Below are 26,111 nucleotides of genomic sequence, written 5' to 3' on the forward strand. Positions count from 1 at the left end.
CGCCCGGCTCACTCGTATTCGGGCGGCTCCTCGTCCCAGCCGAACTCCGGATCCGCGGCCCGGACGGCGGGCTGGGCCGGCGCGGGGGCCGCATCCGCCCGGGAAGCGTCTGCCGGGGCCGCTTCGGCCTGGGGAGCCGCCGACGGGTCCGCGTCCCCCAGTCCCGCCAGCACCTCCAGCACCCCCTCGCCGTACGTCGCCAGCTTCTTCTCGCCGAGTCCGCTGACCCCGCCCAGCTCCGCCAGGGAACCCGGGCGCAGGGTGGCGATCTCCCGCAGGGTCGCGTCGTGGAAGATCACGTACGCGGGGAGGCCCAGCTCCTTGGCCTGGGCGCCGCGCCAGGCGCGCAGCGCCTCGAAGACCGGGACCGCCTCCGCCGGGAGGTCGGCCACGGCCGCCGCCGGCTTGGCCTTGTGCTCGCCCGTCCCGCCGGAGCGGGTCGTGGGCCGCTTCGGCTCCTTGCGGAGCAGGACCTCCCGCTCCCGGCCGAGCACGGAGCCGCTCTCCTCGGTCAGCACCAGCGTGCCGTACTCGCCCTCCACGGCCAGCAGCCCCTGGGCCAGCAACTGGCGCGCCACACCGCGCCACTCCGCCTCGGCGAGCTCCTCGCCGATACCGAAGACCGAGAGCTGGTCATGGTCGAACTGGATGGTCTTCGCCGTCTTGCGGCCCAGCAGGATGTCGATGATCTGGCCGGCCCCGAACTTCTGGTTACGCTCCCGCTTCAGCCGGACGATGGTGGACAGCAGTTTCTGGGCGGCCACCGTGCCGTCCCAGGTCTCGGGCGGGGTGAGGCAGGTGTCGCAGTTGCCGCAGGACTTCTCGGCGGGCTCCTGGCCGAAGTACGTCAGGAGCTGGGCGCGACGGCACCGGACGGTCTCGCAGAGCGCCAGCATCGAGTCGAGGTGCGAGGCGGCCCGGCGGCGGAATGCCTCGTCGCCCTCGCCGCCCTGGATCAGCTTGCGCTGCTGGACGACGTCCTGGAGTCCGTACGCCATCCAGGCCGTGGAGGGCGCCCCGTCGCGTCCCGCGCGGCCGGTCTCCTGGTAGTAGCCCTCGACGGACTTGGGCAGGTCGAGGTGGGCGACGAAGCGCACGTCGGGCTTGTCGATGCCCATGCCGAAGGCGATGGTCGCGACGACGACCAGGCCCTCCTCGCGCAGGAACCGCGCCTGGTGTGCGGCGCGGGTCCCGGCGTCCAGGCCCGCGTGGTAGGGCACGGCCTCGATGCCGTTGCGGCAGAGGTACTCGGCGGTCTTCTCCACCGAATTGCGCGAGAGGCAGTAGACGATGCCCGCGTCGCCCGCGTGCTCCTCCTTGAGGAAGGTGAGCAGCTGCTTCTTCGGGTCGGCCTTCGGCACGATGCGGTACTGGATGTTCGGCCGGTCGAAGCCGGCCACGAAGTGCCTGGCGTCGGGCATGCCCAGCCGCTGGGTGATCTCCCGGTGCGTGGCGTCGGTCGCCGTGGCCGTCAGCGCGATGCGCGGTACGTCGGGCCAGCGCTCGCCCAGGACGGACAGGGCCAGGTAGTCGGGGCGGAAGTCGTGGCCCCACTGGGCGACGCAGTGCGCCTCGTCGATGGCGAAGACGGAGATCTCGCCGCGGGCCAGCAGGGAAAGCGTCGAATCGAGGCGCAGCCGCTCGGGGGCCAGATACAGCACGTCGAGCTCACCTGCGACGAACTGGGCCTCCATCGAGCGGCGCTCGTCGAAGTCCTGCGTGGAGTTCATGAAGCCCGCGCGGACACCGAGCGCCCGCAGGGCGTCCACCTGGTCCTGCATGAGCGCGATCAGCGGGGAGATCACGATGCCGGTCCCCTGCCTGACCAGGGCGGGGATCTGGTAGCAGAGGGACTTGCCGCCGCCGGTGGGCATGAGCACAACCGCGTCGCCGCCCTCGACGACGTGCTCGATCACCGCGCCCTGCTCGCCGCGGAACGCCTCGTACCCGAACACCCGGTGCAGCGTCTGCTGCGCAGCGCTCTCGGTCGTCACACTCATGGTCGCGCCCGTCCGTCCGTCTTCACCCGTCACCGGCAACCATAGGCGCCGCCTACGACAACGCCGGACGGGCTTGACTTTCCAAGGCCCGTCCGGCGTCGCAGCGCGTTCTCACCGTTACCGCACGAACACTCCCGCCTGGCTCGCCAGGTCGAGGAAGTACTGCGGGGCCAGCCCCAGCACCAGGGTCACGGCCACTCCGACCGCGATCGTGGTCATCGTCAGCGGGGACGGGACGGCGACCGTGGGGCCGTCCGCCTTCGGCTCGCTGAAGAACATCAGCACGATGACCCGGATGTAGAAGAAGGCGGCGATGGCCGACGAGATCACACCGACGACGACGAGGCCGCTCGCGCCGCCGTCCGCCGCCGCCTTGAACACGGCGAACTTCCCGGAGAAGCCCGAGGTGAGCGGGATGCCGGCGAAGGAGAGCAGGAACACCGCGAAGACCGCCGCGGTCAGCGGTGAGCGGCGGCCCAGCCCGGCCCACTTCGACAGGTGCGTCGCCTCGCCGCCCGCGTCACGCACCAGCGTGACCACCGCGAAGGCGCCGACGGTCACGAAGGAGTACACGGCCAGGTAGAAGAGGACGGACGAGATGCCCTCGGGGCTGGCCGCGATCACACCGGCGAGGATGAAGCCCGCGTGCGCGATCGAGGAGTAGGCCAGGAGGCGCTTGATGTCGGTCTGGGTGATCGCGACGATCGCCCCGCCCAGCATCGTGACGATCGCGACACCCCACATGACGGGGCGCAGGTCCCAGGTGAGGCCGGGCAGCACCACGTACAGCAGGCGCAGCAGCGCGCCGAACGCGGCGACCTTCGTGGCCGCCGCCATGAAGCCGGTGACCGGGGTCGGGGCTCCCTGGTAGACGTCCGGGGTCCACATGTGGAAGGGGACCGCTCCGACCTTGAAGAGCAGGCCCATGAGGATCATCGCCGCGCCGATCAGCAGCAGCGCGTCGTTGCCCATGGTGCCGGCGAGGGCCGGGTCGATCTGCTGGACGGAGCCGTCGACGACGTCTCCGATGCCGGCGTAGGAGACGGTGCCCGCGTAGCCGTAGAGCAGGGCGATCCCGAAGAGCAGGAACGCCGAGGAGAAGGCGCCGAGCAGGAAGTACTTCACGGCGGCTTCCTGCGACATCAGCCGCTTGCGGCGGGCGACGGCGCACAGGAGGTAGAGCGGGAGGGAGAAGACCTCGAGCGCGATGAAGAGCGTCAGGAGGTCGTTGGCCGCCGGGAAGACGAGCATGCCCGCCACGGAGAAGAGGGCCAGCGGGAAGACCTCGGTCGTGGTGAATCCGGCCTTGACCGCGGCCTTCTCCCCGTCGCTGCCGGGCACCGAACCGGCCTGTGCGGCGAAGGAGTCCACGCGGTTGCCGTGCGAGGCCGGGTCCAGGCGCCGTTCGGCGAACGTGAAGACGGAGACCATGGAGACGAGCAGGATGGTGCCCTGCAGGAACAGGGCGGGTCCGTCGACGGCGACGGCGCCCATCGCGGCGATCTGCGCGTTCTTCGTCGCGTACCCGTCGGCTGCGAGACCCACCACCGCGGCGAACGCCGCGGCGATCGCGACGACCGTCAGGAACACCTGGGTGGTGTAGCGGGCCCGTCGCGGGACGAAGGCCTCGACCAGGATTCCGAGGACGGCGGCACCGATCACGATCAGGACGGGTGCCAGCTGGGCGTACTCGATGGTCGGTGCGGTGAACCTGTCGCCCGGGGCGGCGGATGTCACCTCCCCCGCCATGGTCCACAGACTGTGGACAGCTGTTGCGCTCACTTGGCGGCCTCCACCTCGGGCTGGGGGTCCTTCTTCTGTACGTCCTGCATGGTGTGCTGCACCGCCGGGTTGACGACCTCGGTGAGCGGCTTCGGGAAGACGCCCAGGAAGATCAGCAGGGCGATCAGCGGAAGCGCCACCGCCAGCTCACGGACCTTGAGATCGGGCATGCCCCCGATCCCCTCCCTGACCGGTCCCGTCATCGTCCGCTGGTAGAGGACGAGGACGTAGAGCGCGGCGAGCACGATGCCGACTGTGGCGACGACACCGGCCACCGGGTACGCGCTGAACACACCGACCAGGACCAGGAACTCGCTGACGAACGGCGCCAGGCCGGGCAGCGAGAGGGTGGCCAGGCCGCCGATGAGGAAGGTTCCCGCAAGGACGGGCGCCACCTTCTGCACCCCGCCGTAGTCGGCGATGAGGCGCGAGCCCCGCCGGGTGATCAGGAAGCCGGCGACCAGCATCAGCGCCGCGGTCGAGAGTCCGTGGTTGACCATGTAGAGGGTCGCGCCCGACTGGCCCTGGCTGGTCATCGCGAAGATGCCGAGCACGATGAAGCCGAAGTGCGAGATCGACGCGTAGGCGATGAGCCGCTTGATGTCGCGCTGGCCGACCGCGAGCAGGGCGCCGTAGACGATGGAGATCAGCGCCAGGACGATGATCACCGGCGTCGCCCACTTGCTGGCCTCCGGGAACAGCTGGAGGCAGAAGCGGAGCATCGCGAAGGTGCCGACCTTGTCGACGACCGCGGTGATCAGGACGGCCACCGGAGTGGTCGCCTCACCCATGGCGTTGGGCAGCCAGGTGTGCAGCGGCCACAGCGGGGCCTTCACCGCGAAGGCGAAGAAGAACCCGAGGAACAGCCACCGCTCGGTGGAGGTCGCCATGTCCAGCGATCCGTCGGCCCTCGCCTCGGCGATCTCGGAGAGCGAGAAGCTCCCCGCGACGACGTAGAGCCCGATGACGGCGGCCAGCATGATGAGCCCGCCGGCCAGGTTGTAGAGGAGGAACTTCACCGCGGCGTAGCTGCGCTGCGCCGCCGCGTTCTCGTCGCTGCCCGCGTGCGCCCGGTCCCCGAAGCCGCCGATGAGGAAGTACATCGGGATGAGCATGGCTTCGAAGAGGATGTAGAAGAGGAAGACGTCGGTGGCCACGAAGGAGAGGACCACCATCGCTTCGACCATGAGGATCAGGGCGAAGAAGCCCTGGGTCGGGCGCCAGTGATACGGGTTCGTCTCGTTGGGGCCTCCCCTGCTCGAACGGAGTTGAGAGCTTGGGGAAGGGTCGGCGTCGTGCCAGCCCGCCAGGATGACGAAGGGGATCAGCAGCGCGGTGAGCGCGAGGAGCGCCACCCCGATGCCGTCGACGCCCAGTTCGTAGCGGACGCCGAAGTCCTTGATCCAGGCGTGCGACTCGGTGAGCTGGTAGCGCTCGCCGCCCGGTTCGAAGCGGGCGAACACGATGCCCGCGAGGACGAGCGTCGCCAGCGAGACGGTCAGGGCGAGCCACTTGGCCGCCGTGCGACGGGCGGCCGGGACGGCTGCGGTGGCGATGGCACCGATCGCCGGGAGCGCGGCCGTCGCTGTCAGGAGGGGAAAGGACATGGGATCAGACCGCCCTCATCAGCAGGGTCGCGGCGATGAGTACCGCCGCACCGCCGAACATCGAGACCGCGTAGGAGCGGGCGTAGCCGTTCTGCAGCTTGCGCAGCCGGCCGGAGAGCCCGCCCATCGAGGCGGCCGTGCCGTTGACGACGCCGTCGACCAGGGTGTGGTCGACGTAGACCAGGGAGCGGGTGAGGTGTTCGCCGCCGCGCACCAGGACCACGTGGTTGAAGTCGTCCTGGAGGAGGTCCCGGCGGGCCGCCCTGGTGAGCAGGGAGCCGCGCGGGGCGACGACGGGGACGGGCTTGCGCCCGTACATGACCCAGGCGACGGCGACACCGATGACGAGCACCACCATGGTGGCGGCGGTGACGGTGGTCGCGCTGACCGGGGCGTGTCCGTGGTCGTGTCCGGTGACGGGCTCCAGCCAGTGCACGAACCGGTCGCCGATGGAGAAGAAGCCTCCGGCGAAGACCGACCCGAAGGCCAGCACGATCATCGGGATCGTCATGGACTTCGGTGACTCGTGCGGGTGCGGCTCGTGGCCCTCGGCGTCCGGCTGCCAGCGCTTCTCGCCGAAGAAGGTCAGCAGCATCACGCGCGTCATGTAGAACGCGGTGATCGCGGCGCCCAGCAGCGTGACGGAGCCGAGGATCCATCCCTCGGTACCGCCCTTGGCGAAGGCCGCCTCGATGATCATGTCCTTGGAGAAGAAGCCGGACAGACCGGGGAAGCCGATGATCGCCAGGTAGCCGAGACCGAAGGTGAGGAAGGTGACCGGCATGAACTTCCGCAGGCCGCCGTACTTCCGCATGTCGACCTCGTCGTTCATGCCGTGCATGACCGAGCCGGCCCCGAGGAAGAGCCCGGCCTTGAAGAAGCCGTGCGTCACCAGGTGCATGATCGCGAAGACGTAGCCGATGGGGCCGAGGCCCGCGGCGAGGATCATGTAGCCGATCTGCGACATCGTCGACCCGGCAAGGGCCTTCTTGATGTCGTCCTTCGCGCAACCGACGATCGCACCGAAGAGCAGCGTGACGGCACCGACGACCACGACGGCCAGCTGTGCGTCGGGCGCCCCGTTGAAGATGGCGCCGGAGCGGACGATGAGGTAGACGCCCGCGGTCACCATGGTGGCGGCGTGGATGAGGGCCGAGACCGGGGTCGGGCCCTCCATCGCGTCACCGAGCCAGGACTGCAGCGGCACCTGGGCCGACTTGCCGCAGGCGGCGAGGAGCAGCATCAGGCCGATCGCGGTGAGCTTGCCCTCGCTCGTGTCCCCGGTCGCTTCCAGCACCGGCCCGAAGGCGAACGTACCGAAGGTGGTGAACATAAGCATGATCGCGATGGACAGGCCCATGTCGCCGACCCGGTTGACCAGGAAGGCCTTCTTGGCGGCGGTGGCCGCGCTGGGCTTGTGCTGCCAGAAGCCGATGAGCAGGTACGACGCCAGACCGACGCCCTCCCACCCGACGTACAGCAGCAGGTAGTTGTCGGCGATGACCAGGATGAGCATCGCCGCGAGGAACAGGTTCAGATAGCCGAAGAAGCGGCGCCGCCGCTCGTCGTGCTCCATGTAGCCGATGGAGTAGATGTGGATCAGCGTGCCCACACCCGTGATCAGCAGTACGAACGTCATCGACAACTGGTCCAGCTGGAAGGCCACGTCGGCCTGGAACCCCTCGACGGGGATCCAGCTGTACAGGTGCTGGTGCAGGGCGCGGTCCTCGGCGCCCCTGCCGAGCATGTCGGTGAACAGCACGGCACCGATGACGAACGACGCGGCGGCGAGCACCGTGCCGATCCAGTGTCCGGCCCGGTCGAGCCGGCGGCCGCCGCAGAGCAGGACCGCCGCTCCGAGCAGGGGCGCCGCGACCAGCAGCGCAATCAGGTTTTCCACGATTCCGACCCCTTACAGCTTCATCAGGCTGGCGTCGTCGACCGAGGCCGAGTGGCGGGAGCGGAAGAGCGACACGATGATCGCGAGCCCGATGACGACCTCCGCGGCGGCGACGACCATCGTGAAGAAGGCGATGATCTGTCCGTCGAGGTTGCCGTGCATCCGGGAGAACGCGACGAGCGTGAGGTTGCAGGCGTTGAGCATCAGCTCGACGCACATGAACACCACGATCGCGTTCCGCCTGATCAGTACGCCGGAGGCGCCGATCGTGAACAAAAGGGCCGCGAGGTAGAGGTAGTTGACCGGGTTCACTTGGCGACCTCCTCCTCTTCTTCCGCAGGGTCACGTTCCGGTCCGCGGTCGCGGCCGAGCCGCTCACCGGACCGCTGTTCGAGCGCCTTGAGGTCGGCGAGCGACTCGCTGGACACGTCGCGGATCTGGCCGCGCTGCCGCAGTGTCTGCATGACGGTGAGCTCGGACGGGGTGCCGTCCGGGAGCAGTCCCGCGATGTCCACGGCGTTGTGCCGGGCGTAGACGCCGGGGGCCGGCAGGGGCGGCAGGTGACTGCTGCGCACCCGCTCCTGGGAGAGCTCCCGCTGTGTCTTGGCGCGTTCGGTGCGCTCGCGGTGCGTGAGCAGCATCGCGCCGACGGTCGCCGTGATCAGCAGGGCGCCGGTGATCTCGAACGCGAAGACGTACTTGGTGAAGATGAGGTTGGCGAGCCCCTCGACGTTTCCGCCGTGCCGGGCGTTCGCCGTCCCCAGACCGTTGAACGTCCGCAGGGACGCCTGTCCGATTCCGGCGATCAGAAGGATGCCGAAGCCGAGTCCGCAGGCGGCGGCCAGCCAGCGCTGGCCCTTGAGCGTCTCCTTCAGCGAGTCCGCCGCCGTGACACCGACGAGCATGACCACGAAGAGGAACAGCATCATGATCGCGCCGGTGTAGACGACGATCTGGACGATGCCCAGGAAGTAGGCGCCGTTGGCGAGGTAGAAGACCGCCAGCACCATCATGGTGCCGGCGAGTGACAGCGCGCTGTGCACCGCCTTCTTCATCAGGACGGTGGAGAGCGCGCCGATGACGGCGACGGTGCCGAGGATCCAGAACTGGACGGCCTCGCCGGTCGAGGTGGTGGTGACCGCTGCGGCCAGGGTGGCGCTCACGCGTCCACCCCCTGGTCCGACTCTCCCTTGGAGACGGCGGTCTGGCGCTCCGTACCGGGAGCGGCCTCGGTCACCAGACCGCGGTAGTAGTCCTGTTCGTCCATGCCGGGGAAGATCGCGTGCGGGCTGTCGACCATGCCTTCCTCAAGTCCCGCGAGCAGCTCGTCCTTGGTGTAGATGAGGCTCTCGCGGGTGGTGTTGGCGAGCTCGAAGTCATTGGTCATCGTCAGTGCCCGGGTGGGGCACGCCTCGATGCAGAGCCCGCACAGGATGCAGCGCGCGTAGTTGATCTGGTAGACGCGGCCGTAGCGCTCTCCCGGGGAGTAGCGCTCCTCGTCCGTGTTGTCCGCGCCCTCCACGTAGATCGCGTCCGCCGGACACGCCCAGGCGCAGAGCTCGCAGCCGACGCACTTCTCCAGACCGTCCGGGTGACGGTTGAGCTGGTGCCGGCCGTGGAAGCGCGGCGCCGTCACCTTCGGCGTCTCCGGGTACTGCTCGGTCAGCCGCTTCTTGAACATGGCCTTGAAGGTCACGCCGAAGCCGGCCACAGGGTTCTGGAACTTCTCTCCTGAGGGTTCCGATGACTCAGACACCGTCGGCCTCCCTTCCGTCACTCGAACTTCCGGCACTCGGACTGCCGGCACTCACGGGATCGTCACTCCGAGTGTCCGGCCCGCCACTGACAACGAGCTCCCGCTCGCCTCGTGGCCTGCGGCGCGGCACCGGCGGCAGCGTCTGGCCGGGCAGCGGCGGTACCGGGTATCCGCCGGCCATCGGGTCGAACGCGGGCTCCGGTCCGGCCGCCTCCTCGGCGGCTCTGGTCCTCCGGTCGCGGAAGGTGTCGGCGACGAAGGAGATCAGCAGGACCGCGATGACGGCTCCGGCGACGTACAGCAGGATCTTCGAGTAGTCGTAGCCCTCGTTGTTCAGCGCCCTGACGGTGGCGACCAGCATCAGCCAGACCACGGAGACCGGGATCAGGACCTTCCAGCCGAGCTTCATCAGCTGGTCGTAGCGGACGCGGGGCAGGGTGCCGCGCAGCCAGATGAAGAAGAAGAGGAGCAGCTGCACCTTGAGGACGAACCAGAGCATCGGCCACCAGCCGTGGTTCGCGCCCTCCCAGAAGGTGCTGATCGGGTACGGAGCCCGCCAGCCGCCCAGGAACAGGGTCACGGAGACCGCGGAGACGGTGACCATGTTGACGTACTCGGCGAGCATGAACATCGCGAACTTGATCGAGGAGTACTCGGTGTTGAAGCCGCCGACCAGGTCGCCCTCGGACTCCGGCATGTCGAACGGGGCCCGGTTCGTCTCGCCGACCATCGTGATGATGTAGATGATGAAGGAGACCGGCAGCAGGAGGATGAACCAGCGGTCCTCCTGTGCCGCCACGATCTCCGACGTGGACATCGAGCCGGAGTAGAGGAACACCGAGGCGAAGGCGGCGCCCATCGCGATCTCGTAGCTGATCATCTGGGCGCAGGAGCGCAGCCCGCCGAGCAGCGGGTACGTCGATCCGGAGGACCAGCCGGCCAGCACGATGCCGTAGATGCCGACGGAGGCGACCGCGAGGATGTAGAGCATCGCGATCGGCAGGTCGGTCAGCTGCATCGTCGTACGGTGTCCGAAGATCGACACCTCGTTGCCGGCGGGACCGAACGGGATCACGGCGATCGCCATGAACGCCGGGGCGGCGGCGACGATCGGGGCCAGGATGTAGACGACCTTGTCGGCCCGCTTGACGACGACGTCTTCCTTCAGCATCAGCTTCATGCCGTCGGCGAGCGACTGGAGCATGCCCCAGGGCCCGTGCCGGTTGGGGCCGATGCGCAGCTGCATCCAGGCGACGACCTTGCGCTCCCACACGATGGAGAACAGCACGGTCAGCATCAGGAACGCGAAGCAGAAGACCGCCTTGACGACGACGAGCCACCAGGGGTCCGTGCCGAACATGGAGAGGTCCTCGGCTGCGAGGACGGCGCCCTGCGGTGCCGCGGCGAGTTGGGCGAGGCCGGTCACTCTCCTACCTCCGTAGTCACGACGTGGGAGCCCGGGGCGGCCGGACCGATCCGGACCAGTCCGCCGGGTTGGGCGCCGGTGTCGGCGGGGACGCCCCGGCCGACGGAGTTGAGCGGCACCCACACCACGCGGTCCGGCATCTCGGTCACCGCCAGGGGGAGTTCGGTGGTGCCGGCGGGGCCGGTGACGGCCAGCAGATCGCCGTCCTTCACACCGGACTCGGCAGCGGTGGCCGGGGACAGCCGGGCGACGGCCGCGTGCCGGGTGCCGGCCAGCGCCTGGTCGCCCTCCTGGAGCCGGCCCCTGTCGAGCAGCATCCGGTGGCCCGCGAGGACCGCCTCGCCGTCGCCGGGCCGGGGGACCGGGACGGAGTTCGCCCGCGGGTCGTCGGCGTGGCCGCCCTCCCAGCCGCCGAGGCGGTCGAGCTCACGGCGGGCCGCCCGCAGATCGGGCAGTCCGAGGTGTACGTCGAGCGCGTCGGCCAGCATGTGCAGCACCCGCGCGTCGGTCGGGCAGAGCGTCCTCGGCATCTGCTCGGGCTTCAGCGCGGCCTCGAACATCCGCGCCCTGCCCTCCCAGTTGAGGAAGGTGCCGGGCTTCTCCGCGACGGCCGCCACGGGAAGGACCACGTCGGCGCGCTCGGTGACCGCGCCGGGCCTCAGCTCCAGCGAGACCAGGAAGCCGACCTCGTCCAGCGCCTTCAGCGCCCCCGCCGGGTCGGGCAGGTCCTCGGGGTCGACTCCGGCGACCAGCAGCGCGCCCAGCTCGCCGGTGGCCGCGGCCTCCACGATCTGGCCGGTGTCGCGGCCGAAGCCCGCGGGGAGTTCGGCGACGCCCCAGACGGACGCCACCTCCGCCCTGGCCCTGGGGTCCGTCGCGGGACGTCCGCCGGGCAGCAGCGACGGGAGCGCGCCCGCCTCCAGTGCGCCGCGTTCGCCGGCCCGGCGCGGGATCCACACCAGTGCGGCGCCGGTCGCCGCGGCGGTGCGCACGGCGGCGGTCAGCCCGCCGGGGACGGCGGCGAGCCGCTCGCCCACCACGATCACGGCGCCTTCACCGTGCAGCGCCTCGGCCGCGACGGCTCCGTCACCCTCCAGACCGACCCCGCCCGCGAGGGCGTCCAGCCATTCGGTCTCGGTGCCGGGCGCGGCGGGGAGCAGAGTGCCGCCCGCCTTCTCCAGGCCGCGGCTGGCGTGCGAGGCGAGCGCGAACGTCCGCTGCCCGTGCTTGCGGTGGGCCTTGCGGAGCCGCAGGAAGACGCCGGGCGCCTCCTCCTCGGACTCGAAGCCGGCCAGCAGGACCGCCGGTGCCTTTTCAAGAGCGGTGTAGGTGACCCCGCTGCCGTCGAGGTCCCGTCCGCGTCCGGCGACCCGCGAGGCCAGGAAGTCGGCCTCCTCACCGCTGTGGACGCGGGCCCGGAAGTCGATGTCGTTGGTGTCGAGGGCGACCCGCGCGAACTTGCTGTACGCGTAGGCGTCCTCGACGGTCAGCCGGCCGCCGATGAGGACCCCGGTCCTGCCGCGCGCCGCCGAGAGACCGGCCGCCGCCGCCTCCAGCGCCTCGGGCCAGCTCGCCGGCTCCAGCACGCCGTCGGCGTTGCGGACGAGCGGCGTGGTGAGCCGGTCGCGCTGCTGGGCGTAGCGGAAGCCGAAGCGGCCCTTGTCGCAGAGCCACTCCTCGTTGACCTCGGGGTCGTTGGCGGCGAGCCGCCTCATGACCTTGCCGCGCCGGTGGTCGGTCCGGGTGGCGCAGCCGCCGGCGCAGTGCTCGCACACCGAGGGCGTCGACACCAGGTCGAAGGGCCGGGAGCGGAAGCGGTACGCCGCCGAGGTGAGCGCCCCGACCGGGCAGATCTGGATGGTGTTGCCGGAGAAGTACGACTCGAAGGGGTCGCCCTCGCCGGTACCGACCTGCTGGAGCGCGCCGCGCTCGATCAGCTCGATCATCGGGTCGCCCGCCACCTGGTTGGAGAACCGGGTGCAGCGTGCGCAGAGCACGCACCGCTCGCGGTCCAGCAGCACCTGGGTGGAGATGGGGACGGGCTTCTCGAAGGTGCGCTTCTTCCCGTCGAAGCGGGAGTCGGCGCCGCCGTGCGACATCGCCTGGTTCTGCAGGGGGCACTCGCCGCCCTTGTCGCAGACCGGGCAGTCCAGCGGGTGGTTGATGAGCAGGAGCTCCATCACCCCCTTCTGGGCCTTCTCCGCGACCGGCGAGGTGATCTGCGACTTCACGACCATGCCGTCGGTGCACGTGATGGTGCAGGACGCCATCGGCTTGCGCTGGCCCTCGACCTCGACGATGCACTGCCGGCAGGCGCCGGCCGGGTCGAGGAGCGGGTGGTCGCAGAAGCGCGGGATCTCGATGCCGAGCAGTTCGGCGGCGCGGATGACCAGGGTGCCCTTGGGCACGCTGATCTCGATGCCGTCGATCGTGAGCGTGACGAGGTCCTCGGGCGGAACGGACGCCTCGCCGCCCCCGGAGGGCGCACTCGTGGTGACTGTCATGCGTTCACCCCCCGGTGAGCGTTCTTGTCGTCTTTGCCGTCGGCCCAGAGGGTCGACCGTGCGGGGTCGAAGGGGCAGCCCTTGCCGGTGATGTGCTGCTCGTACTCCTCGCGGAAGTACTTCAGCGAGGAGAAGATGGGCGAGGCGGCACCGTCGCCGAGTGCGCAGAAGGACTTGCCGTTGATGTTGTCGGCGATGTCGTTCAGCTTGTCGAGGTCGGTCATCTCGCCCTTGCCCGCCTCGATGTCGCGGAGCAGCTGGACGAGCCAGTAGGTGCCTTCGCGGCAGGGAGTGCACTTGCCGCAGGACTCATGGGCGTAGAACTCGGTCCAGCGGGTGACGGCCCGCACCACGCAGGTGGTCTCGTCGAAGCACTGCAGCGCCTTGGTGCCGAGCATGGAACCGGCTGCGCCGACGCCCTCGTAGTCCAAGGGCACGTCGAGGTGTTCGTCGGTGAACATCGGGGTGGAGGAGCCGCCGGGTGTCCAGAACTTCAGACGGTGCCCGGCCCTGATACCGCCGCTCATGTCGAGCAGCTGGCGCAGGGTGATGCCGAGCGGGGCCTCGTACTGGCCGGGGCTGGTGACGTGTCCGCTGAGCGAGTACAGCGTGAAGCCCGGGGACTTCTCACTGCCCATCGACCTGAACCAGTCCTTGCCCTTGTTCAGGATCGCGGGAACCGAGGCGATGGACTCGACGTTGTTCACGACGGTGGGGCAGGCGTACAGACCGGCGACGGCGGGGAAGGGCGGACGCAGCCGGGGCTGGCCGCGACGTCCTTCGAGCGAGTCGAGCAGCGCGGTCTCCTCACCGCAGATGTAGGCGCCCGCGCCCGCGTGGATGGTGAGTTCCAGGTCGAGCCCCGAGCCCAGGACGTCCTTCCCCAGGTAGCCCGCCTCGTACGCCTCGCGTACGGCCTCGTGCAGCCGCCGCAGTACGGGGACGACCTCGCCGCGCAGATAGATGAAGGCGTGGGAGGAGCGGATCGCGTAGCAGGCGATCACGATGCCCTCGATGAGGCTGTGCGGGTTCGCGAAGAGGAGCGGGATGTCCTTGCAGGTCCCCGGCTCCGACTCGTCGGCGTTGACGACGAGGTAATGCGGCTTGCCGTCGCCCTGCGGGATGAACTGCCACTTCATCCCGGTGGGGAAACCCGCGCCGCCGCGTCCGCGCAGACCGGAGTCCTTGACGTACGCGATGAGGTCGTCGGGCGGCATGGCCAGGGCCTTGCGCAGACCCTCGTACCCGTCGTGGCGGTGGTAGGTCTCCAGCGTCCAGGACTCCGGCTCGTCCCAGAAGGCGGAGAGGACCGGGGACAGGAGCTTCTCCGGGCTGGTCCCGTTCTTGTCGATCTCGGCTGCCAAGGTCATCACTCCCCCTCCTCGGCTGCGGGCCCGGCCGGGTGCTCCGGGTCGGAGGCCGAGGTCTGCTGCGGTGCGTCGTGCGAGCTGAGGTGCTCGGCGCCCTTCTGCGGCTGGTCGCCCGGGGCCTCGCCCCGGGGTCCGACCACGCGCGTCTGCGAGCCGGTCCCGCCCTTGGCGAGCTTCAGCCCGACCAGGGAGGCGGCGCCCGCTCCGCCACTCGCCCCGACCGCGCCGGGGCGCTGGTCGGGGAAGCCGGCGAGGATGCGTGCCGTGTCCTTGTAGGTGCACAGCGGCGCGCCACGGGTGGGCTCGACGGTCCGGCCGGCGATCAGGTCGTCGACGAGCCGCGTCGCGCTCTCCGGAGTCTGGTTGTCGAAGAACTCCCAGTTGACCATCACGACGGGGGCGAAGTCGCAGGCCGCGTTGCACTCGATGTGTTCGAGGGTGACCTTGCCGTCCTCGGTCGTCTCGTCGTTGCCGACGCCCAGGTGGTCCTTGAGCCGGTCGAAGATGGCGTCGCCGCCCATGACCGCGCACAGGGTGTTGGTGCAGACCCCGACCTGGTAGTCACCGCCGGCCCGGCGCCGGTACATCGTGTAGAAGGTGGCGACCGCGGTGACCTCGGCGGTGGTCAGGCCGAGCAGTTCGGCGCAGAACGCCATGCCCGTACGGGAGACGTACCCCTCCTCGGACTGCACCAGGTGCAGCAGCGGCAGCAGCGCGGAGCGGCTGCCGGGGTAGCGGGCGATCACCTCCTTCGCGTCAGCTTCGAGCTTGGCGCGCACCTCGGCCGGGTAGGCGGGGGCGGGGAGCTGCGGCATCCCCAGGCTGACTTCCTTGTTGGACGCGGTCACCGGTCGACGCCTCCCATCACAGGGTCGATGGACGCGACGGCGACGATGACGTCGGCGACCTGGCCGCCCTCGCACATCGCCGCCATGGCCTGGAGATTGGTGAAGGACGGGTCACGGAAGTGGACCCGGAAGGGGCGCGTGCCGCCGTCCGAGACGACGTGCACGCCGAGTTCGCCCTTGGGGGACTCTATGGCGGTGTACGCCTGCCCGGCCGGGACCCGGAAGCCCTCGGTCACCAGCTTGAAGTGGTGGATCAGGGCCTCCATGGAGGTGCCCATGATCTTCTTGATGTGGTCGAGCGAGTTGCCGAGGCCGTCGGGTCCCAGCGCGAGCTGCGCGGGCCAGGCGATCTTCTTGTCGGCGACCATGACCGGTCCCGGCTCGAGCCGCTCCAGGCACTGCTCGACGATCCTCAGCGACTGGCGCATCTCCTCCAGCCGGATGAGGAAGCGGCCGTAGGCGTCGCAGGTGTCCGCGGTGGGCACGTCGAAGTCGTACGTCTCGTAGCCGCAGTACGGATCGGTCTTGCGCAGGTCGTGCGGGAGCCCGGCGGACCTGAGGACCGGGCCGGTGGCGCCGAGCGCCACGCAGCCGGTCAGGTCGAGGTATCCGACGTCCTGCATACGGGCCTTGAAGATGGGGTTGCCGGTCGCGAGCTTGTCGTACTCCGGCAGGTTCTTCTTCATGGTCTTCACGAACTCGCGGAGCCGGTCGACCGCGCCCATGGGCAGGTCCTGGGCGAGGCCGCCGGGCCGGATGAACGCGTGGTTCATGCGGAGGCCGGTGATCAGCTCGAAGAGGTCGAGGACGAGTTCACGATCGCGGAAGCCGTAGATCATGATCGTCGTGGCGCCGAGCTCCATGCCGCCGGTGGCGATGCACACCAGGTGCGAGGAGATCCGGTTGAGCTCCATCAGGAGCACCCGCAGGACGGTGGCCCGGTCGGGGATCCGGTCCTCGATGCCGAGGAGCTTCTCGACCCCGAGGCAGTACGCCGCCTCGTTGAAGAACGGGGTGAGGTAGTCCATGCGGGTGACGAAGGTCGTGCCCTGCGTCCAGTTCCGGAATTCGAGGTTCTTCTCGATGCCGGTGTGGAGGTAGCCGATGCCGCAGCGGGCCTCGGTGACGGTCTCGCCGTCGATCTCCAGGATCAGCCGCAGCACGCCGTGCGTGGACGGGTGCTGAGGACCCATGTTGACGATGATGCGTTCGTCGTCCGACTTGGCGGCGGACTCGACGACCTCGTCCCAGTCGCCGCCGGTGACTGTATATACAGTCCCCTCGGTCGTGGCGCGGGCATCGGAAAGGGGCGTCCCGGAGGGACCCGATGTGGGGTGGTGGCCGGGAGACGGGTGGGAACGGGGAGTAGACATCAGCTGTACGACCTCCGCTGGTCCGGAGCCGGGATCTGGGCGCCCTTGTACTCGACGGCGATGCCGCCGAGCGGGTAGTCCTTGCGCTGCGGGAAGCCCTGCCAGTCGTCCGGCATCATGATCCGCGTCAGGGCGGGGTGCCCGTCGAAGATCAGCCCGAAGAAGTCGTAGGTCTCGCGCTCGTGCCAGTCGTTGGCCGGATAGACCTCGACGAGCGACGGGATGTGCGGGTCGCTGTCCGGGGCGGACACCTCCAGGCGGATCAGCCGCCCGTGGGTGAGCGAGCGCAGGTGGTAGACCGCGTGCAGCTCGCGCCCCTTGTCCCCCAGGTAGTGGACACCGCTGACGCCCGTACACAGCTCGAAGCGCAGGGCCGGGTCGTCGCGCAGGGTGCGGGCGACCTGGAGCAGGTGCTCACGGGCGATGTAGAAGGTGATCTCGCCCCGGTCGACGACCGTCCTCTCGATGGCGGCGGCGGGGAGCAGGTCCTGTTCTTCCAGGGCCCCTTCCAGCTCGTCGGCCACTTCGTCGAACCAGCCGCCGTAGGGCCGGGAGGATGCTCCCGGAAGGGTCACCGTGCGGACGAGCCCGCCGTAGCCGGAGGTGTCGCCGCCGTTGTCGGCGCCGAACATCCCCTTGCGTACGCCGATGACCTCACCTGTGTCGTCGCGCGGGGCGGGCACCCCGTTGCCGTTCTGTTCCTCGCTCACCGCAGCAGCCCCTTCATCTCGATCAGGGGGAGTGCCTTGAGAGCCGCCTCCTCCGCCTCGCGGGCGGCCTCCTCCGCGTTGACCCCGAGCTTGGAGCCCTGGATCTTCTGGTGGAGCTTGAGGATGGCGTCGATCAGCATCTCGGGACGCGGCGGGCATCCCGGCAGATAGATGTCGACCGGAACAATATGATCAACACCCTGAACAATTGCGTAGTTATTGAACATTCCGCCCGATGACGCGCAAACCCCCATGGAGATGACCCACTTGGGGCTCGGCATCTGGTCGTAGACCTGCCGCAGGACGGGCGCCATCTTCTGGCTCACCCGCCCCGCGACGATCATCAGATCCGCCTGCCGCGGCGAACCGCGGAAGACCTCCATCCCGAACCGGGCCAGGTCGTACCGTCCTGCGCCGGTCGTCATCATCTCGATGGCGCAGCAGGCGAGGCCGAAGGTGGCCGGGAAGACGGAGGACTTCCGTACCCAGCCGGCGGCCTGCTCGACAGTGGTCAGCACGAAGCCGCTCGGCAGCTTCTCTTCGAGTCCCATGGTGTGCCCCTCAGCCCCTCAGTCCCATTCCAGGCCGCCCCGGCGCCACACATACGCGTAGGCGACGAAGACGGTGAGCACGAAGAGCAGCATCTCCACGAGCCCGAAGATCCCCAGGGCGTCGAAGGTGACCGCCCAGGGATAGAGGAAGACGATCTCGATGTCGAAGACGATGAACAGCATCGCCGTCAGGTAGTACTTGATGGGGAAACGGCCGCCTCCGGCTGGAGTGGGGGTGGGTTCGATACCGCACTCGTACGCTTCGAGCTTTGCCCGGTTGTAACGCCTGGGGCCGATAAGCGTGGCCATCACCACGGAGAAGATCGCAAACCCTGCCCCCAGGGCGCCGAGCACGAGGATGGGCGCGTAGGCATTCACGCTCCTCGCTCCTTCCAGTCGTCCTTGACCGTTGGACCGCATCGGGCGACCGGCTCGCCACCTCACCAAGATCGTGCACATGTGAGGCAGTTCACAAGCCCGACTGCCCCGCATCCTATGCCTGCCGTCCTGTGATCTGCGACACGGGGTACGCCACCGTCTTTGTGATCTCCACCACCTGACGAACGATCATGAAGTCGGATGAGCGGTGATCTTCGTACGCGAAGCGGCCGTGCGGTTACGAGACGTGACATCTTGCGGCGTTACCGCTGGTCAAAGACCCACGGCACTATCAATCGACGGACCGTACAAGCAAATTGGCGGTGGACGCGGGGCTGGTGATATAGGAACCGGCATCACGAGGCAGCCACTCGGACGGGGGGCCTCCGGTACCGATGTGGACAATGCGCGCGCATTCACGAACTTCCGGGCGCACGGCGACGCGGGACGAGCGCGCGGCACGCGGCCCGGGACGCGAGGGGCTCGAGGGGCACGAGGGTTCCCCGGGCGGGGCTCCCGACAGTCGGCCCCACAAACGGACATGACTCACCAATAGGTCAGACCGCCGGGCGAGCGCGGCCGGCCTCGCCCCGCACGCGGCGCGCGACCGCGCGGTTGCCTCTCACGGAAGAGCCATGCTGTGACCTGCATCACTCCATGCCTGCTTCAAGACAAGCGGGCTTGGCCAACCGTGTGAACAGATGGTAAGCGACGGGCAATTCGGGCGTATTGAAAGAACGCCGTGATCACAGGGGTGCACACGGGTGCCCGATTTGCCCGTTAGGGCGTCAATAAAGGCCCCCAATAAGCGGATTCACAGATTCCGAACGTAACTGTGTCGCAACACACGTTTCTTGATGGGACCCCTACAGCCCTGATAGCGCTAGTACCCATGTCCCACACCGCTCACATACCCAGCCACCGGAAGCCCCGCCAGAGTGCCTCGAAGACGGCCCTGCGGGCAGGAGTTGCCGGTGGCATGCTCAGCACCATCGCGATCGCGGGTGCAGCCGGTCCGGCTCAGGCCGAGCCGGTGACCCAGACCATCGAGATGCCCACCATCACGTCCGGGCTCTCCGCATCCGTCGCCGCGTCCGCGCAGGCAACCAAGGCGGTCGCCCTCGACCTGGAGATCCAGGCCCACGAGGACGCCGCCGCCACCACAGCTGCCAAGACCGCCGAGAAGGCCAAGGCCGAGGCGGTCCGCAAGGCCGAGGCCAAGAAGAAGGCCGAAGCAGCCGCCGAAGCAGAGGCCAAGGCCAAGGCGGAGGCCGCCGAGCGCGCGTCCCGCTCCGCCGAGCGCACCACGCTCAGCGCGTCCACCGGCTCGTCCTCCTCCACGCCGTCGTCCTCCAGCGCCACCGGGTCCGCCGCGTCCGTCATCGCGTTCGCGCAGTCCCAGGTCGGCGACGCGTACGTCTCCGGCGGCACGGGCCCGAACTCGTGGGACTGCTCGGGTTTGGTCCAGGCCGCCTTCGGCTCCGTGGGCATCGACCTTCCGCGCGTCTCGCAGAGCCAGTCGACGGCCGGGACCCAGGTCTCGCTCGACAACCTCCAGCCCGGCGACATCCTGTACTGGGGCGGCGCGGGCAGCGCCTACCACGTCGGGATCTACGTGGGCGGCGGCGAGTTCGTCGGTGCGCAGAACTCCAGCACCGGTGTCGTGCAGCAGACCCTGGACTACGACCCGCCGTCGGGCGCGGTCCGCGTTCTCTGATTCACAAGCTCCGCACACCCGGGCACGACCGCGGGCCGTCACTCCACCGCTCGGAGTGACGGCCCGTCATCGTGCCGTGGGCGCGCCCGCCTCCACGGCGGCTTCCGCCGGCAGACGCTGGCCCGGCACTCGTCCCCGCTCCCGGCCGGCCCGTTCCCTGCGCAGGAGCACCACGCCCGCCGCGCAGACGAGCGCCGCCAGCACGAAACCGTACGGCGGGGTCGAGCCCGAGGGCTGCGTCTCGTAGACGAGCGCCGCCGACAGCACGGTCACCGTGCCCATGGCCCGGCCGCCGCTCGCGGTGGCGGCGATCACCGCCGTGGCCCACAGCAGATACCAGGGCTGCACCATCGGCGAGAGCGCGACGAGGACCAGCAGCGCGAGGCCCAGGGCACGAACGGGTTCCATGCGCCCGGTCGTCGCGTGCCAGGCGAGACGGGCGATCAGCGCCAGGGCGACCAGCAGCCCCAGGTTCTGCACCGCGGCCTTGACCGGATCCGGGTCGGTTCCGGCCGTCAGCCGCAGGAGTTCGCCCAGTCCGAGGCCGAGGTCGCTGCTGAGGGACAGCGCGGTGTGGATGCGTGCCGCGACGCTCTGCGTCCCGAGCCAGCCGAAGCCAGTACCGCCGAGGAACGTCACGCCGACGACGACGGCCCCGGCGACCAGCCCGGGTGCCAGAAGCCCCTTCGCCACCCTGCGTACGGCCGGACCGCTCGCGGCCCGGCCCACCAGGACGCCGACGAACAGCAGCGCCACCGCCGCGGGCGACTTGACCATCATGGCCAGCCCGATGACCGCCGACCCGGTGATCCACCTCCCCCGCAGGGCGAGCAGCACGCCGGCCAGCATGAGGCCCGTCATCAGCCCGTCGTTGTGGACGCCACCGACCACGTGGATGAGCAGCAGCGGATTCATCGCCCCGAGCCACAGCGCGGTGCTCTCGCCGCGGCCGTGCTCCCGGGCGAGGTTGCGCAGGGCCCAGACGATCAGCACCAGCGATCCGAGGGCGATCAGGCGCATCCCCAGCACGGCGGGCACGATGGTGCCGCCGCTCGCCCAGGCAACGCCGCGCGCGAGGAGGAGGAAGAACGGCCCGTACGGCGCCGGGGTGTCCGTCCAGTGCCCGCCGACGCTCGCCGCCGCGTCCCCGCCCGGCCCGCCGGGGTCGAGGACGGACGGCCCCACGCTGTAGACGTCGTGTCCTTCGAGGACCATGGCGCCCTGCGCGATGTAGCTGTAGACGTCCGCGCTGTACAGCGGGGGCGCGAGGACCAGCGGGGCCGTCCACCACGCGAGGGTGACGAGGGTGTCGCGTACGGAGGCGCCCGCTCTCCCGTGCAGCCACCACGCGACGACGAGCACCGTCAGGCCGCCGTACGCCAGTGCGTAGCCGGCGGCGGTCACCGCGGTCCCGTGGGGGACCCACAGTCCCCACGGGTCGTGGGCCGGCAGCGTGCCGACGGCCCAGCCGCCCAGTGCTACCGCCGCCGACCCGGCCGTGCCGAGCCGGCGGTGACCGCGGGTGGTCCATGCCCCTGTCGCCCCCATGGCCCGAACCTATCGCAGGGCGGGCGGCCGGGGCCTCGGCGGTCAGGCCTTCGGAGCGACCTTCGAAAGCCCGTTGATGATGCGGTCCATGGCGTCGCCGCCCGTCGGGTCGGTGAGGTTGGCGAGCATCTTCAGCGTGAACTTCATCAGGACCGGGTGGGTCAGACCGCGCTGGGTGGCGATCTTCATGACCTTCGGGTTCCCGATCATCTTCACGAAGGCGCGGCCCAGCGTGTAGTAGCCGCCGTAGGTGTCCTTGAGGATCTTCGGGTAGTTGTGCAGGGCCAGTTCCCGCTGCGCCGGGGTGGCGCGGGCGTGGGCCTGGACGATGACGTCCGCGGCGATCTGGCCCGACTCCATGGCGTACGCGATGCCCTCGCCGTTGAAGGGGTTGACGAGCCCGCCCGCGTCCCCGACGAGCAGCAGGCCCTTGGTGTAGTGCGGCTGGCGGTTGAAGGCCATCGGGAGTGCGGCGCCGCGGATCGGCGTCGTCATGTTCTCGGGGGTGTAGCCCCAGTCCTCCGGCATCGAAGCGCACCACGCCTTGAGCACCTCGCGCCAGTCGAGCTCCTTGAACGCCGACGAGGAGTTGAGGATGCCGAGGCCGACGTTGGACGTGCCGTCGCCCATGCCGAAGATCCAGCCGTAACCGGGCAGCAGGCGGTCCTCGGCGCCGCGGCGGTCCCACAGCTCCAGCCAGGACTCCAGGTAGTCGTCGTCGTGGCGGGGCGAGGTGAAGTACGTGCGGACCGCGACACCCATCGGGCGGTCCTCGCGGCGGTGCAGGCCCATGTGGAGCGACAGCCGGGTGGAGTTGCCGTCGGCGGCGACGACCAGCGGGGCGTGGAAGGTGACCGGGGTCTTCTCCTCGCCGAGCTTGGCGTGGACTCCGGTGATACGGCCGGTGCGCTCGTCCTTGACCGGCTCGCCGACGTTGCAGCGCTCGTAGAGCCGCGCGCCCGCCTTCTGGGCCTGGCGGGCCAGCTGTTCGTCGAAGTCGTCACGCTTGCGGACCAGACCGTAGTCCGGGTACGAGGCGAGGTCCGGCCAGTCCAGCTGGAGGCGGCTGCCGCCGCCGATGATGCGCAGGCCCTTGTTGCGCAGCCAGCCGGCCTCTTCGGAGATGTCGATGCCCATGGAGACGAGCTGCTTGGTCGCGCGCGGGGTGAGACCGTCGCCGCAGACCTTCTCTCGCGGGAAGGCCGTCTTCTCCAGGAGAAGGACGTCGAGTCCGGCCTTGGCGAGGTAGTACGCGGTCGTGGAGCCGGCTGGGCCCGCTCCGACGACGATCACGTCCGCGCTGTGCTCGGAGAGGGGCTCGGTCACGGTCGGATCTCCCGAAGACTCGAATTCGCGTGCCGCGCGGCACATGTCACGTGCAGTCTATGGGTGCCTGCTGATCAACCTCCCGAAGGGCTCCCGATGCCGCACGCACATGACTCGACGCCGTCCGTACATCTGCGCGTCCCCACCGACGAGGACGCCGTCGCCTGGTACCGGGTGTTCGACGACCCGGAGGTCATGGAGTTCCACGGCGGCCGCTCGGCGGAGTACTCCGTCTACGACGAGCTGACCGCTCGCCAGCGACGGCACGACGCGGAGCTCGGCCACTGCCTGTGGACGGTGCTGGACGACGCCGGCCAGGTGCTCGGCTTCACGGGCGCCCAGCCGTGGCCGCACGAGTCGTTCGGCCCGGTGGGAGAGGTCGAGATCGGCTGGCGGCTGGGCCGGGCGTCGTGGGGGCACGGTTACGCGACGGCCGCCGCACGGGTCACGCTGGAACGGCTCAGGGCTCTCGGGCTGCGGGAGGTCGTGGCGATGGTCAACACGCGAAACGCCCGATCGGCGGCGCTGGCCGAACGGCTCGGCATGCGGCAGGCGGAGTCGTACACCATCCCGCTGACGGACCAGGAGGCGTACTGCTTCCGGCTGGAGCTCTGAGCCGCCGCCCGGTCAGTCGCGCACGCCCCGGTGGAGCGCCACCACGCCGCCGGTGAGGTTGCGGAAGGCCACCTTCGACCAGCCGGCCTTCCGCAGCAGCGACGCGAGGCCGGCCTGGTCGGGCCAGGCACGGATCGACTCGGCGAGGTAGACGTAGGCGTCCGGGTTGGAGGACACCGCCCGCGCCACCGGCGGCAGCGCGCGCATCAGGTACTCGGTGTAGACGGTCCGGAAGGGCGCCCAGGTCGGCTGGGAGAACTCGCAGATCACCACCCGGCCGCCGCGCTTGGTGACCCGGTACAGCTCGCTCAGTGCGGCGTCGGTGTCCTGGATGTTGCGCAGCCCGAAGGAGATCGTGACCGCGTCGAAGGTCTCGTCCTTGAACGGGAGCTTCGTGCCGTCACCCGCGGTGAACGGCATCCACGGGTGGCGCTCCTTGCCGACCCTGAGCATCCCGATCGAGAAGTCGCAGGGCACCACGTAGGCACCGGCCCGGGCGAACGGCTGCGAGGAGGTGGCCGTACCGGCCGCCAGGTCGAGGATCTTCTGGGCCGGGCGGGCGTCGACCGCCCGGGCGACCTCCTTGCGCCAGAGCCGCGCCTGTCCGAGCGACAGCACGTCGTTGGTGAGGTCGTAGTTCGCCGCCACGTCGTCGAACATCGAGGCGACTTCGTGCGGCTGCTTGTCCAGGGATGCTCGGGTCACCCTCCCATTCAAGCAGCCCCGCCCGCCGTCCCTCGCGGCGGCGTGGGACGGCCCCGGCCTTTCGGGCCCGGACGCGCTCCTGCGGTGACGTTCCCGGCCCGTCCGGACGGCGGCGGGACACCCCCGGAGCCGATCGCCCCCGATTCCGGGAACAGCACCGCCCTGATCCACGTCTCACCGGACGGGGAGGAAGGGTTTTCCATGCCGGTGCCCACGCGGCAACTCCTTTGTGCAGCACGGGAGAGCGGACCGCTGGACGCCGAGCGGCACGCGGAGGGGCACCGGTGCGCGGGCAGCAGGTCAGCGTGCGGGGCGGATGATCCATCCGGACTGTACGGCCATACCGAAACCACGGATGATCATCAGAACATGCACAGTGACGAGACACACCGAATACGAGGCGCCGCCGGGGGCCGCGGGGGTGCCGGAGCACCCGCACCGGGGAGACGGCCCTCGCGCGCGCAGTCCCGGAGGGACACGGCCCGCCGGAAACGGCTGAGACGAAGACGGGCGGCCCTGGCCGGGACCGTGGTCGTGTCGGCGGCCGTCGCGGCGTTCCTCTACGTCGCCCCGCCGTGGCAGGACGACGGCTCGGCGGTCGCGGCCGGCCAGGAGCCCGCCCGGCCCTCCGCGGCCGGGACCTCGCCGCCGGCCCCCGCCTCGGCCTCGCCGAAGTTACTGGTGAGCCCGAAGCCCTCGGAGCCGCCCGGGGACTCGCCGGGCACCGAGGAGTCCGTCGACCCGGACTCCGTGCCGCACTCGGGTCCCGGCACCTTCACGGTGGCGCGCGAGGGCGTCACGTCCGAAGGCGGCGGCAGCCGCTACCGCGTCGAGGTGGAGGACGGCATCGGGGTGGATCCGGACAGCGCCGCGGAGGACGTCGCGGAGATACTCGCCGACCCACGGGGCTGGAGCAAGGGCAAGAGCCGCACCTTCCGTCAGGTCGGCGACGGATCGGCCGGGCTGGTGATCCGGATCGGGACGCCGAAGACCACCGACCGGCTCTGCGGGCGGTACGGACTGAACACCAGGGGCGAGGTGAACTGCCGCGGCGGGGACAACGTCATGGTCAACCTGGCCCGGTGGCAGCTGGGTTCACCGACGTTCGACGGCCCCGCGTCCGAGTACCGGGCGCTGATCATCAACCACGAGGTGGGCCACTGGCTGGGCCACGGCCACGAGACCTGCCCCGGACCCGGCAAGCCGGCCCCCGCCATGATGCAGCAGATCAAGGGGCTGAAGGGCTGCACGTCCAACGCCTGGCCCTACGACACGGACGGCCGCTACCTGGGCGGGCCCTCCGTGCCGTGAGGCCGCCGCCGGGACTTCCCGGGGACGCGGCCTCACCGCCGCCGGTACACCAGCCGCCCGCCGAGCACCGTGGCCACGCAGGTCGCCGCCCCCGCCGCGCACAGCCCAGCCTCGTCCGGCACGTCGAAGACCGCCAGGTCGGCGCGGCCTCCGACGGCGAGCGGGCCGTGCGCGGATCCCCGCAGGTCACGTCCGCGCGCGAAGGGGTCCAGGCCGGGTTCGCCCGCCGGGGCCCCGGCGGGCGGGACCTCCGTCAGACCCGCGCGGCGCACGGCGGTGCGCACGGCGGGTTCGGTGAAGCCGCCGGCAAGGTGGGTGGTGCCGTGGCGCAGCATGCGCTGCAGCCCGCGCCGTACGCTGCCGGCCCGGCGGGGCCCGTCCATCTGCTCGGCGAGACGCTCGAACTCGGCTCCGGACAGGGGCTGTTCGCCGAGCTCGTCCGCCTCGCGCGGGTCGGGGTGGTAGCGGCGGGTCAGCAGCGGCAGGCCGTCCCACTGGCACAGCCCCGGGGTGAGGACGCCCGGCCACTGCCGGACCCGGGCCGCCGGGTGCGCGTCCACGACCTGCTCGTACGGCCCGAGGGCCACGATCCGGTCGCCGTCCACGGCGACGGCGCCCCCGTCGATGCCTGCCGCGCCGACCGGAAGGACCAGCGGCGCGGCGTGAACGGTCAGCACGGGTGCC

General features: G+C 70.1%; 22 protein-coding genes. 3 read left to right on the forward strand and 19 right to left on the reverse strand.

Going from position 1 to position 26,111, the window contains the following annotated elements:
- Positions 1–8: 8 nt before the first annotated feature.
- The 15 genes from recQ to BFF76_RS08605 form a co-directional block, all read right to left on the reverse strand.
- Complete coding sequence (gene recQ / locus BFF76_RS08535) at positions 9–2,000, reverse strand: DNA helicase RecQ (protein WP_065847855.1); 1,992 nt, start codon at positions 1,998–2,000, stop codon at positions 9–11.
- Positions 2,001–2,117: 117 nt separating this feature from the next.
- The gene (nuoN, locus tag BFF76_RS08540; RefSeq protein ID WP_199831590.1) at positions 2,118–3,782 is read right to left on the reverse strand and encodes an NADH-quinone oxidoreductase subunit NuoN; all 1,665 of its coding nucleotides are present in this window, start codon (positions 3,780–3,782) and stop codon (positions 2,118–2,120) included.
- Positions 3,779–5,389, reverse strand: a complete 1,611-nt coding sequence (locus BFF76_RS08545; protein WP_031093050.1) for an NADH-quinone oxidoreductase subunit M — start codon at positions 5,387–5,389, stop codon at positions 3,779–3,781. Before BFF76_RS08545 ends, nuoN begins: the two co-directional genes overlap by 4 nt.
- 4 nt (positions 5,390–5,393) lie before the next feature.
- Positions 5,394–7,289 carry an NADH-quinone oxidoreductase subunit L gene (gene nuoL / locus BFF76_RS08550; RefSeq protein ID WP_031093055.1) on the reverse strand — a complete coding sequence of 632 codons (1,896 nt, stop codon included), beginning with the start codon at positions 7,287–7,289 and terminating at the stop codon, positions 5,394–5,396.
- A 12-nt stretch (positions 7,290–7,301) separates the two neighbouring features.
- Positions 7,302–7,601: an NADH-quinone oxidoreductase subunit NuoK gene (gene nuoK, locus BFF76_RS08555; protein ID WP_014154680.1), complete on the reverse strand. Its 300-nt coding sequence runs from the start codon at positions 7,599–7,601 to the stop codon at positions 7,302–7,304.
- The gene (locus BFF76_RS08560) at positions 7,598–8,452 is read right to left on the reverse strand and encodes an NADH-quinone oxidoreductase subunit J (protein ID WP_031093056.1); all 855 of its coding nucleotides are present in this window, start codon (positions 8,450–8,452) and stop codon (positions 7,598–7,600) included. The genes nuoK and BFF76_RS08560 overlap by 4 nt, the downstream gene beginning before the upstream one ends.
- The gene (gene nuoI / locus BFF76_RS08565; RefSeq protein WP_078850584.1) at positions 8,449–9,045 is read right to left on the reverse strand and encodes an NADH-quinone oxidoreductase subunit NuoI; all 597 of its coding nucleotides are present in this window, start codon (positions 9,043–9,045) and stop codon (positions 8,449–8,451) included. The genes BFF76_RS08560 and nuoI overlap by 4 nt, the downstream gene beginning before the upstream one ends.
- Positions 9,038–10,471 (reverse strand): NADH-quinone oxidoreductase subunit NuoH, encoded by a 1,434-nt coding sequence (gene nuoH / locus BFF76_RS08570; protein ID WP_053930556.1) that lies wholly within the window; start codon positions 10,469–10,471, stop codon positions 9,038–9,040. Before nuoH ends, nuoI begins: the two co-directional genes overlap by 8 nt.
- Positions 10,468–12,975: an NADH-quinone oxidoreductase subunit G gene (locus tag BFF76_RS08575; protein WP_065847857.1), complete on the reverse strand. Its 2,508-nt coding sequence runs from the start codon at positions 12,973–12,975 to the stop codon at positions 10,468–10,470. The genes nuoH and BFF76_RS08575 overlap by 4 nt, the downstream gene beginning before the upstream one ends.
- Positions 12,972–14,345, reverse strand: a complete 1,374-nt coding sequence (gene nuoF, locus BFF76_RS08580) for an NADH-quinone oxidoreductase subunit NuoF (RefSeq protein WP_031093061.1) — start codon at positions 14,343–14,345, stop codon at positions 12,972–12,974. The genes BFF76_RS08575 and nuoF overlap by 4 nt, the downstream gene beginning before the upstream one ends.
- Positions 14,345–15,160, reverse strand: coding sequence for an NADH-quinone oxidoreductase subunit NuoE (nuoE, locus tag BFF76_RS08585; protein WP_031093063.1), 816 nt, complete (start codon positions 15,158–15,160; stop codon positions 14,345–14,347). The genes nuoF and nuoE overlap by 1 nt, the downstream gene beginning before the upstream one ends.
- 29 nt (positions 15,161–15,189) lie before the next feature.
- Positions 15,190–16,566 carry an NADH-quinone oxidoreductase subunit D gene (locus BFF76_RS08590; protein ID WP_053930558.1) on the reverse strand — a complete coding sequence of 459 codons (1,377 nt, stop codon included), beginning with the start codon at positions 16,564–16,566 and terminating at the stop codon, positions 15,190–15,192.
- Complete coding sequence (locus BFF76_RS08595; protein WP_031093065.1) at positions 16,566–17,276, reverse strand: NADH-quinone oxidoreductase subunit C; 711 nt, start codon at positions 17,274–17,276, stop codon at positions 16,566–16,568. The genes BFF76_RS08590 and BFF76_RS08595 overlap by 1 nt, the downstream gene beginning before the upstream one ends.
- Positions 17,273–17,827, reverse strand: a complete 555-nt coding sequence (locus BFF76_RS08600; RefSeq protein WP_014154689.1) for a NuoB/complex I 20 kDa subunit family protein — start codon at positions 17,825–17,827, stop codon at positions 17,273–17,275. Before BFF76_RS08600 ends, BFF76_RS08595 begins: the two co-directional genes overlap by 4 nt.
- An 18-nt stretch (positions 17,828–17,845) precedes the next feature.
- Positions 17,846–18,205 carry an NADH-quinone oxidoreductase subunit A gene (locus tag BFF76_RS08605; protein ID WP_031093067.1) on the reverse strand — a complete coding sequence of 120 codons (360 nt, stop codon included), beginning with the start codon at positions 18,203–18,205 and terminating at the stop codon, positions 17,846–17,848.
- 892 nt (positions 18,206–19,097) lie between these two features.
- Between BFF76_RS08605 and BFF76_RS08610 the strand changes: the two genes are divergently transcribed.
- Positions 19,098–19,922, forward strand: a complete 825-nt coding sequence (locus tag BFF76_RS08610) for a C40 family peptidase (RefSeq protein WP_053930559.1) — start codon at positions 19,098–19,100, stop codon at positions 19,920–19,922.
- Positions 19,923–19,988: 66 nt separating this feature from the next.
- On the opposite strand, the gene mptB is transcribed toward BFF76_RS08610, so the two are convergent.
- Both mptB and BFF76_RS08620 read right to left on the reverse strand, forming a co-directional pair.
- Entirely contained in the window at positions 19,989–21,470 is a 1,482-nt protein-coding gene (gene mptB, locus BFF76_RS08615; RefSeq protein WP_065847859.1) for a polyprenol phosphomannose-dependent alpha 1,6 mannosyltransferase MptB, read from the reverse strand.
- A 42-nt stretch (positions 21,471–21,512) separates the two neighbouring features.
- A complete protein-coding gene (locus BFF76_RS08620; RefSeq protein ID WP_031093072.1) occupies positions 21,513–22,796 on the reverse strand; it encodes a geranylgeranyl reductase family protein in 1,284 nt (427 codons plus the stop codon).
- A gap of 96 nt (positions 22,797–22,892) precedes the next feature.
- Between BFF76_RS08620 and BFF76_RS08625 the strand changes: the two genes are divergently transcribed.
- Positions 22,893–23,411, forward strand: a complete 519-nt coding sequence (locus tag BFF76_RS08625) for a GNAT family N-acetyltransferase (RefSeq protein ID WP_031093073.1) — start codon at positions 22,893–22,895, stop codon at positions 23,409–23,411.
- 12 nt (positions 23,412–23,423) lie between these two features.
- On the opposite strand, the gene BFF76_RS08630 is transcribed toward BFF76_RS08625, so the two are convergent.
- Positions 23,424–24,116: a demethylmenaquinone methyltransferase gene (locus BFF76_RS08630; protein WP_031093074.1), complete on the reverse strand. Its 693-nt coding sequence runs from the start codon at positions 24,114–24,116 to the stop codon at positions 23,424–23,426.
- A 369-nt stretch (positions 24,117–24,485) separates the two neighbouring features.
- On the opposite strand from BFF76_RS08630, the gene BFF76_RS08635 reads away from it, so the two are divergent.
- Complete coding sequence (locus BFF76_RS08635) at positions 24,486–25,427, forward strand: DUF3152 domain-containing protein (protein WP_078958946.1); 942 nt, start codon at positions 24,486–24,488, stop codon at positions 25,425–25,427.
- Between the two features lie 32 nt (positions 25,428–25,459).
- On the opposite strand, the gene BFF76_RS08640 is transcribed toward BFF76_RS08635, so the two are convergent.
- On the reverse strand, positions 25,460–26,104 hold the full coding sequence (locus tag BFF76_RS08640) for an imidazolonepropionase-like domain-containing protein (protein ID WP_031093078.1): 645 nt from the start codon (positions 26,102–26,104) through the stop codon (positions 25,460–25,462).
- Positions 26,105–26,111 lie beyond the last annotated feature (7 nt).

Origin of the sequence: Streptomyces mutomycini (genome assembly GCF_001700505.1) — a bacterium.
GTDB classification, from domain to species: Bacteria; Actinomycetota; Actinomycetes; order Streptomycetales; family Streptomycetaceae; genus Streptomyces; species Streptomyces mutomycini.

What these genes read in the sequence shown, in the direction of transcription:
- recQ (WP_065847855.1), bottom strand. Translation starts at nt 2,000, where the DNA reads ATGAGTGTGACGACCGAGAGCGCTGCGCAGCAGACGCTGCACCGGGTG.
- BFF76_RS08545 (WP_031093050.1), bottom strand. Translation starts at nt 5,389, where the DNA reads ATGTCCTTTCCCCTCCTGACAGCGACGGCCGCGCTCCCGGCGATCGGT.
- BFF76_RS08575 (WP_065847857.1), bottom strand. Translation starts at nt 12,975, where the DNA reads ATGACAGTCACCACGAGTGCGCCCTCCGGGGGCGGCGAGGCGTCCGTT.
- nuoF (WP_031093061.1), bottom strand. Translation starts at nt 14,345, where the DNA reads ATGACCTTGGCAGCCGAGATCGACAAGAACGGGACCAGCCCGGAGAAG.
- nuoE (WP_031093063.1), bottom strand. Translation starts at nt 15,160, where the DNA reads ATGCCGCAGCTCCCCGCCCCCGCCTACCCGGCCGAGGTGCGCGCCAAG.
- BFF76_RS08590 (WP_053930558.1), bottom strand. Translation starts at nt 16,566, where the DNA reads ATGTCTACTCCCCGTTCCCACCCGTCTCCCGGCCACCACCCCACATCG.
- BFF76_RS08600 (WP_014154689.1), bottom strand. Translation starts at nt 17,827, where the DNA reads ATGGGACTCGAAGAGAAGCTGCCGAGCGGCTTCGTGCTGACCACTGTC.
- BFF76_RS08610 (WP_053930559.1), top strand. Translation starts at nt 19,098, where the DNA reads ATGTCCCACACCGCTCACATACCCAGCCACCGGAAGCCCCGCCAGAGT.
- mptB (WP_065847859.1), bottom strand. Translation starts at nt 21,470, where the DNA reads ATGGGGGCGACAGGGGCATGGACCACCCGCGGTCACCGCCGGCTCGGC.
- BFF76_RS08625 (WP_031093073.1), top strand. Translation starts at nt 22,893, where the DNA reads ATGCCGCACGCACATGACTCGACGCCGTCCGTACATCTGCGCGTCCCC.
- BFF76_RS08635 (WP_078958946.1), top strand. Translation starts at nt 24,486, where the DNA reads ATGCACAGTGACGAGACACACCGAATACGAGGCGCCGCCGGGGGCCGC.